The sequence below is a fragment of the Pseudomonas sp. FP2196 genome, assembly GCF_030687715.1.
Taxonomy (GTDB): domain Bacteria; phylum Pseudomonadota; class Gammaproteobacteria; order Pseudomonadales; family Pseudomonadaceae; genus Aquipseudomonas.
The window spans coordinates 4,051,288-4,071,671 of sequence record NZ_CP117445.1 but is presented as its reverse complement, the minus strand read 5'-3'; the positions used below and the strand labels follow the sequence as shown (position 1 = coordinate 4,071,671).

14 protein-coding genes are annotated in these 20,384 nt (G+C 60.8%); 9 read left to right on the top strand and 5 right to left on the bottom strand.

Going from position 1 to position 20,384, the window contains the following annotated elements; translation table 11 throughout:
- Positions 1–14 precede the first annotated feature (14 nt).
- Together PSH79_RS18150 and PSH79_RS18145 are read right to left on the bottom strand one after the other, a co-directional pair.
- Complete coding sequence (locus PSH79_RS18150) at positions 15–1,712, bottom strand: copper resistance system multicopper oxidase (RefSeq protein ID WP_305438819.1); 1,698 nt, start codon at positions 1,710–1,712, stop codon at positions 15–17.
- A 101-nt stretch (positions 1,713–1,813) separates the two neighbouring features.
- Positions 1,814–2,296: a hypothetical protein gene (locus tag PSH79_RS18145; RefSeq protein WP_305438818.1), complete on the bottom strand. Its 483-nt coding sequence runs from the start codon at positions 2,294–2,296 to the stop codon at positions 1,814–1,816.
- A 165-nt stretch (positions 2,297–2,461) separates the two neighbouring features.
- On the opposite strand from PSH79_RS18145, the gene PSH79_RS18140 reads away from it, so the two are divergent.
- Together PSH79_RS18140 and PSH79_RS18135 are read left to right on the top strand one after the other, a co-directional pair.
- Positions 2,462–3,127, top strand: a complete 666-nt coding sequence (locus PSH79_RS18140) for a ribonuclease T2 (protein ID WP_305438817.1) — start codon at positions 2,462–2,464, stop codon at positions 3,125–3,127.
- A gap of 404 nt (positions 3,128–3,531) precedes the next feature.
- Entirely contained in the window at positions 3,532–5,100 is a 1,569-nt protein-coding gene (locus tag PSH79_RS18135) for a sensor domain-containing diguanylate cyclase (RefSeq protein ID WP_305438816.1), read from the top strand.
- A gap of 182 nt (positions 5,101–5,282) precedes the next feature.
- On the opposite strand, the gene PSH79_RS18130 is transcribed toward PSH79_RS18135, so the two are convergent.
- Complete coding sequence (locus tag PSH79_RS18130; protein ID WP_305438815.1) at positions 5,283–5,582, bottom strand: hypothetical protein; 300 nt, start codon at positions 5,580–5,582, stop codon at positions 5,283–5,285.
- Between the two features lie 178 nt (positions 5,583–5,760).
- On the opposite strand from PSH79_RS18130, the gene PSH79_RS18125 reads away from it, so the two are divergent.
- Entirely contained in the window at positions 5,761–6,201 is a 441-nt protein-coding gene (locus PSH79_RS18125) for a carboxymuconolactone decarboxylase family protein (RefSeq protein WP_305438814.1), read from the top strand.
- A gap of 121 nt (positions 6,202–6,322) precedes the next feature.
- Here PSH79_RS18125 and PSH79_RS18120 read toward each other — a convergent pair whose 3' ends face one another.
- Positions 6,323–7,915, bottom strand: a complete 1,593-nt coding sequence (locus PSH79_RS18120) for a DHA2 family efflux MFS transporter permease subunit (RefSeq protein WP_305438813.1) — start codon at positions 7,913–7,915, stop codon at positions 6,323–6,325.
- Positions 7,912–9,030, bottom strand: coding sequence for an HlyD family secretion protein (locus PSH79_RS18115; protein WP_305438812.1), 1,119 nt, complete (start codon positions 9,028–9,030; stop codon positions 7,912–7,914). The genes PSH79_RS18120 and PSH79_RS18115 overlap by 4 nt, the downstream gene beginning before the upstream one ends.
- Before the next feature lie 278 nt (positions 9,031–9,308).
- Here PSH79_RS18115 and PSH79_RS18110 point away from each other — a divergent pair, with 278 nt between their 5' ends.
- From PSH79_RS18110 to PSH79_RS18085, 6 genes are all read left to right on the top strand, one after another.
- Entirely contained in the window at positions 9,309–11,036 is a 1,728-nt protein-coding gene (locus tag PSH79_RS18110; RefSeq protein WP_305438810.1) for a ShlB/FhaC/HecB family hemolysin secretion/activation protein, read from the top strand.
- Between the two features lie 112 nt (positions 11,037–11,148).
- Positions 11,149–15,615: a hemagglutinin repeat-containing protein gene (locus PSH79_RS18105; RefSeq protein WP_305438808.1), complete on the top strand. Its 4,467-nt coding sequence runs from the start codon at positions 11,149–11,151 to the stop codon at positions 15,613–15,615.
- Between the two features lie 202 nt (positions 15,616–15,817).
- The gene (locus PSH79_RS18100; RefSeq protein WP_305438807.1) at positions 15,818–16,195 is read left to right on the top strand and encodes a cytochrome c; all 378 of its coding nucleotides are present in this window, start codon (positions 15,818–15,820) and stop codon (positions 16,193–16,195) included.
- Positions 16,196–16,299: 104 nt separating this feature from the next.
- Positions 16,300–16,791 (top strand): sigma-70 family RNA polymerase sigma factor, encoded by a 492-nt coding sequence (locus tag PSH79_RS18095; RefSeq protein ID WP_305438806.1) that lies wholly within the window; start codon positions 16,300–16,302, stop codon positions 16,789–16,791.
- Positions 16,792–16,831: 40 nt separating this feature from the next.
- Positions 16,832–17,815, top strand: a complete 984-nt coding sequence (locus tag PSH79_RS18090; RefSeq protein WP_305438805.1) for a FecR family protein — start codon at positions 16,832–16,834, stop codon at positions 17,813–17,815.
- A gap of 98 nt (positions 17,816–17,913) precedes the next feature.
- Positions 17,914–20,337, top strand: a complete 2,424-nt coding sequence (locus tag PSH79_RS18085; protein ID WP_305438803.1) for a TonB-dependent receptor — start codon at positions 17,914–17,916, stop codon at positions 20,335–20,337.
- Positions 20,338–20,384 lie beyond the last annotated feature (47 nt).

Below are 20,384 nucleotides of genomic sequence, written 5' to 3'. Positions count from 1 at the left end.
CATGATCGGCCCCTTCATTCTTCCACCCGTACTTCGCGAAACATGCCCATTTCCATGTGGTACAGGAGATGGCAGTGAAAGGCCCAGCGGCCCAGTGCGTCGGCGGTGACGCGATAGCTGCGGCGGGTGCCGGGGGGCATGTCGATGGTGTGTTTGCGCACCTGGAAGTCGCCATTTTCGTCTTCCAGATCACTCCACATGCCGTGCAGGTGAATCGGGTGGGTCATCATCGTGTCGTTGACCAGCACCAGACGAATGCGCTCGCCGTACTTGAGGCGAAGCGGCTCGGCATCGGAGAACTTGATGCCGTTGAATGACCAGGCGAATTTTTCCATGTGGCCGGTGAGGTGCAACTCGATGGTGCGGCCCGGGTCGCGGCCGTCCGGGTCTTCGAAGGTGCTGCGCAGGTCGGCGTAGGTCAGCACGCGGCGACCGTTGTTGCGCAGGCCGAGGCCGGGGTCGTTGAGTTTCGGCGCGGTGGTCATGGCTTGCATGTCCACCAGCGGGTTGTTCTTCTCGCTGTCGGGATGCGTTTGCATCGGCCCCATGGCCGAGTGATCCATGGCGCTCATGTCCATCGATCCGTGATCCATCCCGCCCATGCCCATGTCGTCCATGGTGACCAATGGCCGCGGGTCCAGCGCCGGCACCGGGGCTGACAGCCCGGCGCGGGTCGCGAGGGTGCCACGGGCGTAACCGGTGCGGTCCATGGCTTGGGCGAAGAGGGTGTAGGCCTCGGATTCGGGCTCGACGATCACGTCGTAGGTTTCCGCTACGGCGATGCGCAGTTCATCAACGCTGACCGGTTTGACGTGCAAGCCGTCAGCGGCGACCACGGTCATTTTCAGCCCCGGAATGCGTACGTCGAAATAGCTCATGGCCGAGCCGTTGATCAGGCGCAAACGCAGTTTTTCGCCGGGGCGGAACAGGCCGGTCCAGTTTGTGTCGGGCGCGTGGCCGTTCATCAGGAAGGTGTAGGTGGCGCCACTGACGTCGGCGATGTCAGTGGGGTTCATGTTCATTTCTGCCCACATCTTGCGGTCGGCGACGGTGGCTCCCCAGCCTTTGGCGCTGACGTCGTTGATGAAGTCGCCAACGGTGCGTTTGTGGAAGTTGTAGTAGTCGGACTGTTTTTTCAGGGTCTTCATCAGGTGGGACGGGGTTTCGTCGGTCCAGTCGCTGAGCATCACCACGTAGTCGCGGTCGTATTGGAATGGCTCCGGGTCTTTGGCGTCGATCACCAGCGGCCCATAGACGCCAGCCTGCTCCTGAAGCCCGGAATGGCTGTGATACCAGTAGGTGCCGTTCTGTCGGACTTTGAATTGGTAGACATACACGCCGCCCGGCTCGATGCCATGAAAACTCAGGCCCGGCACGCCGTCCATGTTGGCCGGCAGCAGAATGCCGTGCCAGTGAATCGAGGTGCTGTCCTTGAGCCGGTTACGTACCCGCAGCGTCACCGTGTCGCCTTCGCGCCAGCGCAGCAGCGGGCCGGGGAGGCTACCGTTGATGGTCATCGCCGTGCGCGGTTGGCCGCTGAAGTTGACCGGGGTTTCGCCGATGAACAGCTCGAACTCGCTGCCGCTCAGTTCGTTGATTTGACCGGGACCGCTCAGCGCCCAGACCGGGGTGCGCCACAGGCCGAGGCCACCGAGCAAACCACCGGCGGCCAGGCCTTTGACGAAGGTGCGTCTTGAGGTGTTGGAAGGCATGCGCGATGAGTCCCCGTTTGATCCATGACAGGGAGGCTAACCAGCGTAAGCTTTCAGTTGGCTGAGGGGCAGATTACAGTTTTGACAGGTTCAGCAATGACCTAAAGCCCCAACCCTTCCTGCACCACCTGCAACAGGTTGTTTTCCGTCAATGCAATCGCATCCAGCTCCTGCCCGGTTTCAACGGTCTGTAGCCACCAGTGGCTTTCGTGGTGTTCATCGACGGTGCGCAACAGATAGGTGTTTCGCTCCGGCAGGGTGATTTGCACGCGGCCGGCGCCATCCTCGGTAAAGCGGGCGATGGGATCAAATGTCAGGCTTTGGTTATTCGCGTCGATCACCAGTTGGTCGATGGCGTAGTCGTGGGATTCACCATCCGGGGAGGTTTCGCAAATGTGCGTAGGATTGCGCCGAATCTTCAGGCCGACTTCGGTCACCGGTTGCAGCCACGCCTCGATGCGGTGGTACAGGTCGTAGACCTGCGCCGGCCAGCAATCGATTTCCAGTGCCGCGCAGGTGATGCCGGCCGCGCGGGTGTGCCGGGTTTGCTGGAGCTTCGCGGCGAGTTCGTCTGCTTTACTCATTTCGGATCCCTGTGTTTGATAGCTGCTTATTAATCGTAGACCTTTCAACGGGGTACGGCCTTGCCTTGCGTCATGCGCTTGCAACACTGGCGTGTCCAAATCAGCCCTGACCACGTCTGGTCAGGAACGAAAACCACGGACGCAGGCGTCCCAAGGAGCGGGTACATGAAAAAGCTGTTTACAATTTTGGCGGTGATTGCGCTGACGGCCGGTAGCGTCGGTCTGAGTTCGGCGCGTCAATCCCAGTCCGGCAAGGTGCAGGCGGAATCGGTGGCGGGGGTATTCGATTACTACCTGTTGGCGCTGTCCTGGTCACCGACGTTTTGCCTCACGCACAAGGATGACGTGCAGTGTTCCGGTAAAGGTTACGGCTTCGTCCTGCATGGTTTGTGGCCGCAATATGCCAAGGGCGGCTGGCCGCAGTCCTGCCCGCCTTTGACCACACTGTCGGCGGCGGAAAGCAGCAAGGGCATGACGCTGTTCCCGACCAAGAAGTTGCTTGATCACGAATGGTCGAAACATGGCACATGCAGTGGTCTCGGCGCGATGGGCTATCTGGATGCGGCGGATAAGGCTGTTGGCGCGGTGAAAATCCCGCAAGAGCTGCAACCGTTCAGCACGTCCTATTACTTTGAGGCGCAAGAAATCGCCGACTTGTTCCGCAAGGCCAACCCGGGAATTGCGGCGGATGGCATCGCGGTGATTTGCAGCGGCCCGGAATTGTCGGAGGTGCGCGTGTGCATGGGTAAAGACTTGCAGCCTGGCGCCTGTGGCAAAGGGGTGAAGACGCAGTGCCGGGCGGGGGATATTCGGGTGCCGCCGTCGCGCTGAGGTGATTTGAATCAGAATTGCTGAGCGCTGAGCGCTGAGCGCTGAGCATTGAACAGAGAGCAGAGAGCAGAGAGCAGAGAGCAGAGAGCTCAGTGCTCTCTGCTCTGAACCTGTGGTGAGGGGATTTATCCCCGATGGACTGCGCAGCAGTCCGGTTTCTTGGGCCGCTGCGCGACCCATCGGGGATAAATCCCCTCGCCACAGGGGCCTCGTGTCCACGCTGCTTATCTACTGCAAAACCAATCGTAAAAATAAATCGACCTGTGGCGATCATCCAAATCCACCGCGCGCCGATACAACTGGGCGAGAGCGGGGTGTTTGCCCCCTGCATCCGTGTGAACTAAGCTCACAAAACATAAGGGTTTCGGGCTCGCGCCCCTGTCGTACCTGCCCAGGACATGCTTTTGCCAATCCCCATTCACGATCCGCAACAGGCCCCCGGCGCGCTTAAACGCCTGCCGTTACGAAAAGCGGCGGTGTTGTTTGTCGTTGCGGTGAGCCTGTGCCTGTTCGGTTTGCTGTACCTGCAACTGGAGCAGTCGCGGCGTCAGGATCTGGCGGTGGCGCAAATGGCCTCGAGCAACCTGACCCGGGCGATGGCGCAGCAGGCAGAAGACACGTTTCTCGCGGCGGATCTGGTGATGACCAGCCTGGTCGACTGGATTCAGGATGATGGTTACGGCGCGGCGCAGAAGCCGCGCCTGCAAAGAACCTTCGCCCGCCGGGTGCAGCAACTGAGTCAGTTACACGGCATGTTCCTGTTCGACCAGCAGGGACAGTGGGTGCTTACCTCATTCAACGATCTGCCCCATGGCATCAACGTGGCTGACCGTGAGTACTTCAAGTTCCATCAGCAGAACGCCTCGACCGTGGCGCACATCGGCCCGGCGATTCGCAACCGCGAGGATGGCGAGTGGATCATCCCGATCTCCAAGCGCGTCAACGACCGCGCCGGCAATTTTCAAGGTGTGTTGCTGGCCGGAATCAAGATGGCGTACTTCGACCAATTCTTCAAAAGCTTCAGCCTCGACGACAACGGCATCATGTTTCTCGGCCTGACCGACGGCACCTTGCTTGCCCGCCGACCGTTTGATGAATCGCTGATTGGTACGTCACTGGCTCAGGGCGAGATCTATCAGAAACTGCTGCCGAGTGCGGCGGCCGGCACGGCGATGATCGATTCGGTGGTCGATGGCGTTAACCGTTTGTACGGCTATCGACAACTGGCGTCGTATCCGTTGGTGGTGTCTGCCGCGACCTCGCGGGACACAATTCTCAAGGGTTGGTATGAACGTGCGTTCCAGTCCAGCGTGATCGTGGCGCTGGTGATCCTGGGTATTGGGCTGTTTGGCTGGGTGTTTATCCATCAGGTTCGCAACGGTGAGCGGATCGAGAAGAACCTGCGCCAGGCACAACGCTCGCTGGAGCAGATTGCCACCCACGACAGTCTCACCGGACTGGCCAACCGGCGACTGTTTGAACGGTCACTCGAAATCGAGTTTGCCCGGGGCGCGCGGCAGGTCAGCCCGGTCAGCCTGATCATGCTCGATATCGATTTTTTCAAGCGTTACAACGATGCTTATGGCCACGTGGCCGGCGATCATTGTCTGATGCAAGTGGCGCAGGTGCTGAAGAACTGCTGCCAGCGCAAGTCGGATCTGGCGGTGCGCTACGGGGGCGAGGAGTTCGCGGTGCTGTTGCCCGATACCGACATCAACGGCGCATTGGCGATAGCCGGGCAGATTCGCCGCAGCGTGATCGACAAACGCATTACCCACAGCGGATCACCCACCGAATATCTCACCGTGAGTCTGGGCTGTTACTCATTTATTCCCAATGGCAATGACAGCCCGGAAGTGTTTATCCAACGGGCGGATGCGGCGCTGTATCAGGCGAAAAATGCCGGGCGCAACCGGGCGGCGGTGCTGTCGCCGGAGGACGGTTCAGCGGAACTCATGCGCTCCGATCGCTAACCACAAATCAGCACAAAAACGTGTGGGAGCTGGCTTGCCAGCGATAGCGGTCTGTCAGCCCAAGAAGATGTTGACCGTGCTGACGCCATCGCTGGCCAGCCAGCTCCCACAGGGATTTTCATTGAGCGAGGATTGTGGAAACACTCAAAGGAGCGTTCTCACCAAGGGTGGCTCTTGTTCGTTCAGCCGCCCGTGCCACCGCCCGCACCGCCAGTCCCGCCACCTGCCGAACCGGTGCCGCCACCGGCACCCGAGCCCGAACCGCTGGCGCCGCCATTAGTGCCGGTACCGGAACCGGCGCCATTGGAACCGCTACCACCAGAAGGCGCGCCCGGCGTGTTGTCTGGCGGCATGGTCGAGCCGCTGGTGGCGCCGGATTTGGTGCCGGTCGCATCAGCGCCATCGTTGGCCGCGAAGCTGGCGCCCGAAGCCGTGGCCAGCAGGCCGGCGAGCAATAACGAGGTGAATTTGCGCGTGATCATGGTAGGTCTCCAAAAAGGGGATTTACCTGATATTGGTCTGACGCGCCGAACGCTTGGTGCCGGTCGAGTGACGAGCGGTCAATCAAGTGGCCTCCTGATCTTCGCGAATATTGGCTATTTGTCGAACCACGCGCCGGGACTAACGTAGTCACACATTCACTCGCCCCGGTAACCCGCCATGAAACCACGTATCGATTTCTACACCGCGTCCCCAGATGCCCTGAAAGCGATGATGGCCCTGGAAACCGCCGTCTCCAAACTGCCGCTGGAAAAGACCCTGATCGAGTTGGTCAAGCTGCGCGCCTCGCAGATCAACGGCTGCGCCTTTTGCATCGACATGCACACCGCTGATGCGATCAAGGGCGGCGAAACTCCACGTCGCCTGTTCGCCGTGACGGCATGGCGCGAAGCACCGTTCTTCAGCGACCGCGAACGTGCGGCGCTGCTGTGGACCGAGTCGCTGACCCAATTGAGCCTGACCCACGCCCCGGACGAAGACTACGAAGTCGTCGCCGCGCAGTTCTCGCCCAAGGAAATGGTCGACCTGAGCGTCGCAATCAACACCATCAACAGCTGGAACCGTCTGGCAGTGGGCTTCCGCAAAATCCCGCAAGCCTGATCACCCACCCCTGTAGGAGTTGCCGAAGGCTCGGGCCGCGATCGGACGATCTTTTGATCTTGTTTTTTACAATCAAAGTCAAAAGATCGCAGCGTGCCGCAGCTCCTGCAGGGTTAGCGTTTTAATGGGCTTCGGCACTCGGCGCGGCCGGTGGTTGCACCTTGCGCATCAAGGGCACCATCGCCGTGGCGATGACGAAGCACGCCATGATCATCAGAAAGGTGTCACCGTAGGTTTGCGTTTGCGCCTCGCGGTAGGTCAGCAGCCATAGCTGACGCAGGCTGGCGGTGACGCCGATGTCGCCGCTCTGGCCCAGGGTGGCGAGGTTGCCGCCGACCTGCGACAGCCACTGATTCATCGCCTCGTTGCTGCTGTTCAGATGTTCCGCCAGCCGTGTGAAGTGCAGGTTAGTGCGGTCATTGAGAATGGTCGCGCAGGCAGCAATGCCAATCGCGCCACCCAGATTGCGCATCAGGTTGAACAGGCCCGACGCATGCTTGAGCCGCGCCGGCGCTAGCCCGCCAAGGGTAAGCGTCACCGCCGGCGGCACCGCCAGTTGCTGGGCAATCCCGCGCAAGGCTTGCGGCAGCATCAATTCGCCGGCGCCCCAATCGTGGGTGATCGGGCTGAATTCCCACATCGACACCGCGAACAAACCCAACCCGATCATCATGATCCAGCGCAGATCCATCCGGTTGGCCAGAAAGGCATACAGCGGAATCGCCATGATCTGGAACACCCCGGTGGAGAAAACCGCCAGACCAATGTCCAGCGCGCTGTAACCGCGCACTCGGCCGAGGAACAGCGGCGTCAGGTAAATCGTCGCGAACAGACCAATCCCGGTGACGAACGAAAAAAAGCAGCCGAGGGCGAAGTTGCGATCCTTGAGTGCGCGCAGATCGACGATCGGATTGGCCACGTGCAAGGTGCGGCCGATGAAGGCCAATCCCGCCAACCCGCTGATCCACGCGGTGGTCAGAATCGTCTGATCGCTGAACCAGTTCCAGCGCGGGCCTTCTTCAAGGGTGTATTCCAGGCAGCCGAGAAACAGCGCCAGAAACACCATGCTCAGATAGTCCGCGCCTTTGAGCAGCGACAGTTCCGGCTGGTCGATCTTCACCAGCATCGGCACCGCCACGGCAACGAAAATCCCAGGTACCAAGTTGATATAGAACAGCCAGTGCCACGAGGAAATATCGGTAATCCAGCCACCGATCACCGGCCCCAATGTCGGCGCCAGTGAAGCGACCGCGCCGATGGTTGCGGCGGCAATCACCCGTTGTTTGCCGGTGAAGAAAAAGAACGCGGTGGTGAATACCAGCGGAATCATCGAGCCGCCGAGAAAGCCTTGCAGCGCGCGAAAGGCAATCATGCTCTGGATATTCCAGGCGACGCCGCAGAGCAGGCTGGCGAGGGTGAAGCCGACCGCCGAGGCGCAGAACAGCCAGCGTGTGGAAAACACCCGCGACAGCCAACCCGACAGCGGGATCACGATGATCTCGGCGATCAGGTAACTGGTCTGCACCCACGCGGTTTCGTCGGTGCCGGCGGAAAGACCGCCGCCAATATCGCGCAACGACGCCGAGACAATTTGTATATCCAGCAGCGCAATGAACATACCGATGCACATCGTGGCGAAGGCGAAGACTTTGGTCGCGGTCGGCATGTCCGCCGCATTGAACGGTTGCGCCGGGGCGGCGAGGGTGGTGCTCATGGCGCGACGGCCACAGCGCTGGTTTCAGGTTGCGCGCGGGTGTCGACTTCAGCGGTCACCGACAGGCCGGGCCGCAAGTGGCCGAGCACGCCATCAGCCGGGTCGAGCAGAATTCGCACCGGTACGCGCTGGACGATTTTGGTGAAGTTGCCGGTGGCGTTTTCCGGCGGCAGTACGCTGAATTGCGAACCGGTAGCGGGGGCGAGGCTGTCGAGGCGTCCGTGGAATGGCTGACCTGATAACACGTCGGCACGAATGCTCACGCGTTGGCCGGGGCGCATTCTTGCAAGCTGGTCTTCCTTGAAGTTGGCATCGACCCACAAGCCGCTGGCCGGCACGACCGACAGTTGCTGCGAGCCGGCCTGCGCGTAGGCACCGACCCGCGCGCGGCGGTTGCCGATGACGCCATCGACCGGGGCGCGCAGTTCGGTGTAGCCGAGGTTGAGTTGCGCCAGATCACGTTCGGCGCGCGCCTGCTGGAGAGCGGCACGGGCTTGCTGTTTCTGGGTATCGATCACTGCGAGCTGGCGCTGTGCGGCGAGCAGTTCGGCTTGCGCGCGGGCACTCAGGGCCTGGGCGGTTTTGAAGGTGGCGTCGGCGCGCTGGGCGCTTTCCACCGAGACGGCATTGGTGGTCACCAGACGTTTGTAGCGCGCGTTGTCATCCCGCGAGCGCGCGGTTTCGGCACCCGCCGCATCAATGCCGGCGCGGGCCTGACCGATCACCGCGTGTTGCAGTTGCTCGATGGCGTCGAGGTTGGCCAAAAGCGCCTGTTCGGCCGCCACCGCGCCTTCGGCTTTGGCCAGGTTGGCGCGATAGTCGCGAGCGTCGAGACGAATCAGCACGTCGCCGGCCTTCACGGACTGGTTGTCGCTGACCAGCACTTCTTCGATATAGCCGGCGACTTTCGGCCCGATCACAGTGACATCACCACCGATGTAGGCATCGTCGGTTTCCTCAAGAAAACGCCCGGTGCCCCACCAATGCGCGGCATATAAACCGGCGAACACCAGCGCGATCAGACCGGCGCTGGGGATCAACAGGCGGTTAAACAGGGTAGGCCTGGTCTTCACCGGCACAGCCTGGTCGGCTTCGAGGGTGGGCATGCTGGTCATGGCGAAATACCTGTGGAAACGGGTCGTTATTACGGATGTAATATGACGCAGGTAATATTTAGTGGCAATTGAAATCTTCGACCGATCGTAAGTTGCCCCTCCAAGCGCTATATGCGGGTTCCCGACGGGCCCTAGGGGAAACCCTGATGTCTGGCAAATCAATTGTTTAAGAAATGTAAGCGCTGTAGGAAGCGTCTTGCATTTGTGTAGGAGGGCTCCGACTATCACGATCATTGATAGGGTGGCATTACGCCATTTGATGATTGCAAGGAAGTTGCGTGCCGTATTCGCTTCAAGCTGTGTTTCGTCGTTTTGCCACGCGTTGCCCGCTGTTGTCGGCCTTTGTGTTGAGTGTCTGTGCCTCCTCGCTTGAGGCGGCCGAACCTGTCGTCCCGGGCCAGGAAGTGTTGCGCCAGCAGCAACAACAGCAGCGCGATCTGCAACAACTTCAGCTTGAGCAAAGGAAGCGGCAACTGGAGCGCGGCGCGTTCGGCCCGGCAACGGTCACTCCGGCGATTCCCCAGACCGTAACCCCCGATGACCGCTGCTGGCCGTTGAGCGGCACGCGCATCGGCGGCGTCACATTGATCGACAGCAGCAAACTCAACGCCCGGATCAAACCGCTGCTGGCACCGTGCATGGGCGTCGGCCAGATCAATCACCTGCTGGCGACCATCACCGCGATCTACGTCGAGCAGGGCTATATCGCCAGCCGTCCTTATCTGGCGAGCGCTCCGGCAGCGGGGCAGTCGCTCGACGTCATGGTCGACGAGGGCTACATCGAGTCCATCGAACTGGCCGATCAGAGCCTGCCGGTTTCCCTTGGTGGCGCTTTTCCGGGGATGCTCGGTGGGCCGCTGAATCTGCGTGACCTGGAGCAAGGTCTGGATCAGTTGAACCGCTTGCGTTCTGTTGACCTGACCGCCGATATCGCCCCCGGCAGCCAGCCCGGCGCCTCACGAATCATCCTGCGTTCGCGCACCACCGGGCAGTCACGCTGGGCCTTGAACGCGGGAATCGACAACCTTGGCAGTGCCAGCACCGGGCGCGACCGCGACACGCTCAGCTTGAGTCTCGACAGCCCGCTGGAACTCAACGACCTGTTAAGTCTCAGTGCCAGCGACACGCTCAATCAGGGCGACCGCTACAGTCGCAACGCCAGCCTGTATTACGCGATCCCTTACGGTTATTGGACCTACAGCGTGTTCGCCAGCCACGCCGAATACCGCGCGCCGTTCAAACTGCCAAGCACGACTTTTCACAGCACGGGTATCACCGACCAGGTCAGCCTGCGCGCCGATCGCGTGTTGTGGCGCGACCAGAGCCGCCAGCTCAGCGCCAACCTGCAACTGGCGCACAAGGACGTCGACAGCTATCTGGAACACGTGCGCCTGGGAATTCAGAGCCCGACCCTGACCGTGGCCGAAGCCGGACTCAATCTGTTCTGGCTCGACCGCGCGGTGTGGAACCTCGACGTCAACTACGCCCAAGGCCTGCGCTGGTTTGGCGCCGATGACGATTCGCAGCATCAGATCAACAACCTGCCCAAGGCGCAGTTTCACAAGTACCGCGCCGGCCTCAGCCAGTGGCGCAATGGCCAGTTCGGCGCGCAAGCGTGGCAGTGGCAGAGCCAGCTCAATTTGCAGTACAGCCCCGATCCGTTGCCGGCCATCGAACAACTGCTCGGCACTGATGATTCGGCGGTTCGCGGTTATCGGGTCAGCAGTGCGTCCGGCGCCAGCGGCGCGATCTGGCGCAACACCTTGCGCCTGCCGCTGCGCAGCGAATGGCCGATGCAGATGACCCCGCGCATCGGTCTCGACCATGGCTGGATCAAGGCCGATCACGGCGCCCAGGGCCAACGCCTGAGCGGCGCCAGTGTCGGCCTGAATCTGGGCTGGAAGAACCTGCAAGTGGACGTCGATTACCAACGTGCCCTCAACACGCCCAACGGTCTGCAGCATGAGCCGCAGACCTGGCTGATGCGGGTCGGCTTACAAATATGAGCGCTACATAAACGAAGAATGCAGTGAACAAACAGCCGTTGGATCTGAGCGCGACAGCCACGGCCAGGAAAAATCGCGCGACGTGATGCCGTACTCACATGGAGACGTTTTTATGCCAGCACACACCTTTGCATTTCATCTTTCCCCACGGGGCAAATTGCGTTGGGCGATCGCCAGCCTGTTCTTCGCCGTGCACCTGCCCAGCGCTCTGGCCGGTGGTGTCGTCGTCGCACCCGGCCCCGGCGGTACCGCGCAATTGCAAACCCAGGGCGGTGTGCCCATCGTCAACATCGTCGCGCCCAACGGTTCGGGCCTGTCGCACAACCAGTTCCTCGACTACAACGTCGACCGCCAGGGGCTGGTACTGAACAACGCCTTGCAGGCCGGGCAATCGCAACTCGCCGGGCAACTGGCAGCCAACCCGCAACTGCAAGGACAAGCGGCGAGCGTGATCCTCAACGAAGTGATCAGCCGCAACCCGTCGGCCATCAACGGCGCCCAGGAAATCTTCGGTCGCGCCGCCGATTATGTGCTGGCCAACCCCAACGGCATTTCGGTGAATGGCGGCAGTTTCATCAACACGCCGAACGCCAACCTCGTTGTCGGTCGCCCGGAGTTGAACGACGGCAAACTGCAAGCCCTGAGCACCCGTGACGCCAGCGGCCAGTTGCAGATTCAGAGCGGCGGCCTGCGTAACGGCGAGGGCTCGATCAACCTGATCGCCCCGCGTATCGACAGTCAGGGCGCGCTCACTGCCCGTGATCAACTGAACCTCACCGTTGGCCGCAATCAGGTCGATTACGCCAGCGGCCAGGTGAAAACCGTGGACGCGGCAGGCAACACCACCGATCAACGCATCGACGCGAGCCTGTTCGGCGCTATGCAGGCCGGACGCATCAACATTGTCAGCACCGCTGAAGGTGCCGGCGTGCGCGTCGGCGCGGTGCAAGTGGCCGGGCGTGACGGCGTGCAGATTCGTTCGGCCGGTGACCTCAGTGTCAGCGGTGAGGCCGTGACCAACAGTCTCGACGTGACGCGCGCGGGCATCCGCAGCAGCCAGGGCGATGTTGGTCTGCACAGCGGCAAGGACCTGACATTGGCCGCTACCGATGTCAGCGGCCGTGACGTTACGGTTGATGCCAAGCGCAATCTGACCCTGAGCACGGTCGAAAGCCGCAAGCTCCAGGAAAAACGCGAGAACTGGAACAACAGCACCATCGGCATCACCTGGGAAACCTACGATCGCACCCAGACCGACAGCGAAACGCGTCAGCACGGCAGCCAGATCGTTGCCAGCCGTGACGTGAAACTGTCCTCCGGCAAAGACACTGAACTGAACGCGGCCAAGGTCGAAGCGGCGAAGAGTCTGGATGTGAAAAGCGGCGGCGATGTGCGCCTGACTGCGGCCACCGAAAGCCACACCCAGACCGATCAGGGTAACCATCGCAAGCACCTGTGGAAGGCCAATTGGAACACCAGTAGCGAAGAGCAACGCAGCGTCACCACCCAGTTGAAGGCTGGCAACATCGCCCTGCAAACCGCTGCATTGTTGCGCTCCGAAGGCGCCGAACTGGACAGCTCGGGCGACCTGCAACTGGCCGGCAAACAAGTGGAAATCGCTACCGCCACACGCAGCAATCGCAGCAGCGACAATCGTTATTCCGGCGATCTGGTCGGCGGTGGTTTCTTTGGAAAAACCGGCGATGCCGACAAGGGCCAGACCCAACATCAGGGCAGCAAAATCAATGCGGCCGGCAAGCTGATCGTCAAGGCTGACGACGTGCGTATCAGCGGCAGTCAGGTGCGTGGCGGCACCGACGCGAGCGTGATCAGCGACAAAGGTTCGCTGCTGATCGACGGTGTCCAAGACACCTCGCACAGCAACAATCATGACAAGGACAGCAAGTTCTTCGGCATCAGCAAAGACGAGTCGCGCCAGAACGCCAAGGACAGCACCACGGTGCGCAGCGAACTGGTGTCCGACAGCAACCTCAAGCTCAAGAGCGCCAAGGACATTGAAGTCGCTGGCTCGACGGTCAAGGCTGACGGCGCGCTGACGGCGGACGCGGCGGGGCATGTGAACGTGCATTCCGCGCAGAACACTCACGAAAGCAGCAACTCCACTGAAACCCGTGGCTTCGACGCTTATGCGAAAGAGCAAACGCCGGAGCAGTACCGCGCCGGGATTCATTACGAAGACAAGCAGCAAACGGTGACCCGCAACGACGTCACCCAGCAAGGTTCCAGCCTCAGCGGTGGCGCCGTGCAGGTGAGGGCTGGCGGCGATCTGACGGTCAAGGGCTCGGACGTTAAATCCACCGCTGGCGACACGACGTTGAGCGGTAAAAACGTGTCGTTGCTGGCCGAGCAGGACAGCCACAAAACCACCACCGAGACGTCCAGCACTGGCGGCGGTTTTTATTACACCGGCGGCCTCGACCGCGCCGGCAGTGGCGTCGATTTCGCCCACAGCACCTCGCAGGACACCACGAGCAAAACCACGGCGCAAACCAGCAGTGTGCAGAGTGCCGGCGGCCTGACAATCAACGCCGACAAGCTCGCCACTGAAGGTGCTCAGGTGAAGGCCGGAAATGGTCTGAACATCGCGGCCAACGAAGTCGACAACCGCGCGGCCAGCAATACTGATAGCAGCACCCACGCCGAGAGCAATTGGTCGGCGGACATCGGTGCCAACGTCGAGTACAAAGACATCGCCCGGCCGATTGCGGGTGTCGTCAAAGATGCGTTGAACGGCAAAGTGCCGGACAAGGATGCGCTGGCTAATCTCGGTCAACCGAATGTCGGTATCGACGTTGCGGTCGGTCACGGCAGCGCCAATAAAACCCAGCAAAGCAGCAACGCTGTAGTCAGCCGCTTTGACGGTGGCAACGTCGACGTGAAAGTCGCGGGCACGCTGCACGACCAAGGCACCCAGTACACCGCCGGCGCCGGCAAAGTGAACATCAGCGCCGACAAACTGGTCGCCGATGCCGCGAACAACACCCACAGCAGTACTGATAACGCGGTAGATGCCAAGGTTGATGTGCGCGTCTACACCAAAACCGGTGAGGACGTGAATGTCGCCGGCAGCGGCGCGGGCGGCAGCAGCCAATCGAGCAAGGACGGCATAACCGCCGTGGTCGGCGGTTATGCCGGTAGCCAGGGTGTGAACATCAAAACCGCAGGCGATGCCCAGTTCGAAGGCAGCCGTTTCGACGGCGGGCAGGGCAACGTGAGCATCAAGACCGGCGGCGACCTGGCGCTGCATCAGGCCACCGACCGCCAGAGCAGCAGCAACACCAGCCTGCGCGGCAATGGCTCGCTGACGGTCGGCACCTTGCCAGGCACCGATGGCACCAACGTTGACCTCGGCGCCGGGTTCCAGCTCGATCACAGCGGCAAGCAGACCACTGACACACAGGCCCATGTGGCGAGCATCAGCGGCAACGGCGTGCAACTGAGCAGCGGGGGCGATCAGGTTCAGCAAGGCACGAAAATCGACAGCGCGGGCGCCATCGATCTGCACGCCGACGGCAAACTCGATCTGCAAGCAGCCACTGACACTCACACCGCCACCGGCAGCAATCTCGGCGGTGGCTTGAAGGGCGGCGGCAGCAAAACCAGCAGCGAGAAGAGCCGTGATCAGGGCGGTAATCTGAGCGGCAACTTCAACATTGGTCAGGTCAACGAGCACTCGCAGACCCTGACCGGTGGCCAACTCAACAGCCAGAGCGGTATCGCCCTGAGCGGTGATGCGGTTCATTTGCAAGGCACTCAAGTCACCGCGCCAAACGTCAGCATCGATGCGCAGAAGGGCGGTTATGTGCAGGAGTCGGCGCAATCCACCGACAGCCGTAACAACTGGAATGTGGCGCTGAATGCTGGCGGTAACCTGAGCAGCAAAAAACCGACAGCAGCCGAAGAGAAGGCCAGCAGCGATCACGGCTTCAATGCCGGGGCCAAGGTCGGCGTGGATTACTTGCAAGGCACCACGCAGCAGAACAGCCTGATCAAGGCCGACAGGGTGGTGCTCAACAGCGCGGGCGATGCGCAGCTTTCGGGTGCGCGGATCGATGCGCAAAACGTCAGCGGCAACGTTGCGGGAGACCTGACCGTCGAAAGCCGTCAGGACTCGCAGACCCACGCCAAGGTCGATGTCGATCTGGGCCTGACCGCGAAAAAGAATCCACCCAGCGACAAGGAAAAACTCGCCGGTACCGACTACAAGCCAAGTCTGAAAGCGCAGGGCGAATACGCGCACAAGGACAGCGTTGCTGAGGCCTCCGGGATCAGCGGTAGCCAAGGAGTAAATCTCAATGTCGGCGGCGCCACACAACTGACTGGTGCACATATTTCTGCGCGTGAGGGCAAGGTTGATCTGAATGGCTCGACGGTCAGCAGCACCGACCTGAGCAACTTCGATTACGGCGTGAAAGCCGGACTGGATCTGCCACAGAAAAAGGAAGAAAACGCGCCGACGGTTTCTCTTGAAAACGGCAACCTGAAGGTCGGCCCGGTCACCCTGAGCGGCCACCTGGAAGGGCAGCCCCTGCAAGCGGGGATTGACGAAAAAGGTTGATCCACCCGCCAGTGGCGGATGCACTTGAACCGGCATCCACCAAAAAACTGTGGGAGCGAGCCTGTTCGCGAAGGCGTCCATTCAGTCAATGCAGTGAGTGACTGATGTACCGCATTCGCGAGCTGGCTCGCTCCCGCATTGGTTTTGCGCCAGGCGTTAAAACTCATTATCTTGCGCCTCTTGAATGCCAGGGAGGCAAACAATGAAAACAGCATTCTTCGCTGTACTCGGGGCTTGGTTGATCGCTCAACCTTCCGTGTCCTTTGCGGATAACAGCAATGGCAAAAATCTCTATGTGCAGCGATGCGCCGTGTGCCATGGAGCCGATATAAAAGGCACAGGGCTACTGGCGCATAAAAGCAATCCACCCACACCCGACCTGACAACGTCCGCGTTCAAAAAACGACTGAATGAGTATCCGGGCGTCATTGTGTCGTCGATCATCCTTCGCCCGAACGGCAACCTGATTCCGAAAACGTTGCAGGAGAACGGGGTAAAAATACCGCCGCACGCCTGGAGCGTTAAGGATCTGCGCGATCTGCATGAATACATGAGTGGAGTGATTTCGATAAAACGCTGAGCTGGAGAGGCGACCCGGACGGTCGGTCGAGGAATCCATTGCTTCGGCTTAATGGTAACCATTACTATTCACACCCTTTCCCTCAGCACGTCGCCAATACCCCCATGCGTTCCCGCAGACCCGGCTTTTTCGAGCATTACGAAGAGTTGATCGGCACCTGGACTCGCCGCTTGCGCAATCGCGCGCAGGCCGAGGATCTGGCGCACGACACCTTTGTGCGGGTGCTTGAGTCCGATTCGGCGGCGGTGCAGCAACCCCGGGCGTATCTGCATCAGACCGCGCGCAATATCGCGGTGGATGGGTATCGGCGTGAGGATCGGCGCGGCGCCATGGAGTCAGAGGCGATCGATCACAGTGTGTCGTCGTCCGGCGACCCGGAGCATTACATGCATGCGATCCAGTTGGCCGACTCCATCGAACGGGCGCTCAGCGAGCTGCCGGTCAACTGCAGGAAGATTTTCGTCTGGCAGAAAATCGAAGGCCTGACCCAGGCGGAAATCGCCGAACGCCTGGGCCTGTCCAAGAACATGGTCGAAAAGTATATGATCCGCACCCTGCGGCATTTGCGTGATCGCCTCGACGGATTGCAATCATGAGCGGCCGTGCTTTTTCATCCCCAGCCAAACAGGACATTCCATGACGGATACTCGTGATTGCGCGTGCGGGCAAACGACGGTACGTGATGACGCGGCTGGCTGGTTTGTGCGTTTGCAGGAGCCGGCCGCCAGTGTCGACGAGCAGCAGCGCTTCGACGCCTGGCTGAATGAACATCCGCAGCACCGGGATGAATTCCAGTTGCTCCAGGGCTTGTGGACGGCGGCGGATCTGCTGCCGGCGTCTCGCCTCAAAGCCCTTGTTGAAACTACGCCTGCGCGCCGCGAACGCCGTCCGCTTCTGCGTTATGCCGTGGCGGCCAGTGTGCTGGCGGTGGCGCTTGGACTGGGTCTGTTCAGCGGCTTGAATCACCCGGGGAGCTACAGCGCCGAGTTCGCCACGGCGTTGGGTGAACGTAAACATGTGGCGTTGCCGGACGGCTCGGTGATTGATCTGAACAGTCGCAGCCGCTTGCAGGTGCGCTATGAGAAGGATCGACGGCTGATCGAGCTGACTGAAGGCGAGGCGATGTTCAGCGTCGAACATGACACCTCCCGGCCCTTCGTGGTCGAGGCTGGCAGCGGCAAGGTTACCGTCACTGGCACTCGCTTCGATGTGCGCCGGGATTTAACGCAAACCCGGGTCGCGGTGGAGCAGGGCACGGTCAAGGTGCAGGGCCGTGCTGCGCCGGACAACGAGTTCACCAGCCTGACCGCGGGCCTCGGCACCCATGTCGATGCGCAAGGCAAAGTCGCGGCGGCCTACGCGGTCAACCCGGCGGAGCTGACGGCGTGGCGCGGCGGCAAACTGGTGTTCAACAACGCCAGCCTCAGCGAAGTTGCCGCCGAAGTGTCGCGTTATCGCGATAAGCCGTTGACGGTCGCCAACCCCACCGTGGCCAGTCTGCGCCTGACCAGCGTGTTCAAATCCGACAACACCGATGCCTTGCTCAAAGCCTTGCCGGGCATTCTGCCGGTGGCCGTGCGCACCCTTGCGGACGGCAGTCAGGAAATAATCTCAAAATAAAATTCAGGTTTTTTTCGAGTTCATCGTCTTCCTGTTCAACTGCAACTGGTTTGCATTAACAGCCGCACACTCTTGCGATCCACAGGACTACGTTCGACGTGAAAACCACCTCTGCCAACAACAAGAAATCACCCTGGTTGCCGCTGGCCCTCGCGCTGGCGGTCAATGCTGCCATGCCACTGGCATTCGCTGCCGACGCCATTCATATCCGCGCACAGCCACTGGGCCAGGCCCTGAGCGAACTGGGGCAGCAAACTTCGCTGCAGGTGTTTTTCAGTCCCGATCTGGTTGCCGGTAAACAAGCCCCTGCAGTGGATGGCGACATCTCGCCGGAGCAGGCGCTGCGCCAATTGCTGCAGGGCAGCGGTCTGGATTATCAGATCAACGAAGGTTCAGTGACCCTGTCGCCCGCCGCGACGGCCCCCGTCAACGGCCCGCTGGAACTGGGCGTGACCGACATCAAAGTGGTCGGCGACTGGCTTGGTGATGCCGATGCGGCCGTGGTGCAGAACCACCCCGGTGCGCGTACGGTGATCCGCCGCGAAGCGATGGTCGAGCAGGGCGCGATGAACGTCAGTGACGTGCTCAAACGGGTGCCGGGTGTGCAGGTGCAGGATTCCAACGGTACCGGCGGCAGCGACATCGCGCTGAACGTCGGCGTACGCGGCCTGACGTCGCGTCTGTCGCCGCGCTCCACTGTACTGATCGATGGCGTGCCGGCAGCGTTCGCGCCGTACGGTCAGCCGCAATTGTCGATGGCGCCGATTTCTGCGGGCAACCTTGACAGCATCGACGTGGTTCGCGGCGCCGGCTCCGTGCGTTATGGGCCGCAGAACGTCGGCGGGGTGATCAACTTCGTCACCCGCGCGATCCCGGAAAAAACCACCGGTGAAATCGGCACCACGCTGGAAACCACCCAATACGGTGGCTGGAAGCACATCGACACCGCGTTCCTCGGTGGCACTGCCGACAACGGCATGGGCGTGGCGTTGCTGTATTCGGGCGTCAATGGCCACGGTTACCGCGAGCGCAACAACGGCAACGACATCGACGACGTGCTGCTCAAGACCCATTGGGCGCCGACCGATCAGGACGATTTCAGCCTCAACTTCCACTACTACGACGCCAGCGCCGACATGCCCGGTGGCCTGACGCAGAAGCAGTACGACGACAAACCCTACGATTCGGTGCGCGACTACGACAACTTCACCGGTCGGCGCAAAGACGTGTCGTTCAAGTGGATTCGCCAGATCGATGAGCGTACCCAGGCCGAAGTGCTGACCTATTACACCGACAGCTTCCGTGGCAGCACCATCGCCGCCCGCGACCAGAAAACCCTCAGCTCGTATCCGCGCTCCTATTACACCTTGGGCATCGAGCCGCGTGTGTCGCGCGTGTTTGACGTTGGCCCGACGACTCAGGAAGTCAGCGTCGGTTACCGCTATCTGAAAGAGGCGATGCACGAGCAGTCGAGCCGTCTGGCGCTGGTCAACAATCAGCCGGTGGTTACGCCGACCTCCGACGGCCATGTGTTTCAGGATCGCACCGGCGGCACTGAAGCCAACTCTGTGTATGTCGACAACAAAATCGACGTCGGCAATTGGACGATTACGCCGGGTATTCGCTTCGAACACATCAGCACCGACTGGCACGACCGCGCCGTGCTCGACACTGCCGGCAGACCGGTGCCGGAGAAAAACCGCAGCATCGAAAGCAACGAACCGCTGCCGGCGTTGAGCGTGATGTATCACTTGTCGGATGCGTGGAAGCTGTTCGCCAACTACGAGACGTCGTTCGGCAGCCTGCAATATTTCCAGCTCGGTCAGGGTGGTTCCGGTGACAACACCGCCAACGGTCTGGAGCCGGAAAAGGCCAAGACTTACGAGATCGGTACGCGCTACAACGATGACGTGTGGGGCGGGGAAGTGACGCTGTTCTACATCGACTTCGACGATGAACTGCAATACATCAGCAACGATGTGGGCTGGACCAATCTTGGTGCGACCAAGCACCAGGGGATTGAAGCGTCGGTGCATTACGACATGGCGGCGCTGGATTCGCGTCTTGATGGACTGACTGCGAATGCCGGTTTTACTTATACCCGTGCGACGTATGAAGGGGAGATTCCGGGGTTCAAGGGGCGTGATCTGCCGTTTTATTCGCGTCAGGTGGCGACGGTGGGGTTGCGGTATGACGTTGATCGCTGGACTTACAATATTGATGGTTTTGCTCAGTCCAAGCAGCGCTCGCCGGGTACCGGGGTGAATGCTGATGGCAGTTTCAATGGCAATTACATTACTGACGGTACGGCGGATGGGCAGTACGGCGATATTCCGGGTTATGTGACCTGGAACGTGCGCGGGGGGTATGACTTTGGGCCGCAGGTGTCGAATCTGAAGCTGGGGGCGGGGGTGAAGAACGTCTTCGACAAGCAGTACTTCACGCGTTCCAGTGATAACAATTCGGGGATGTATGTGGGGGCGCCGCGGACGTTTTTTGTGCAGGCCAGCGTGGGGTTCTGATTGATGGGTTGATTGGGTGAATATCCGTTTTTGGGGTGATGGCTGAT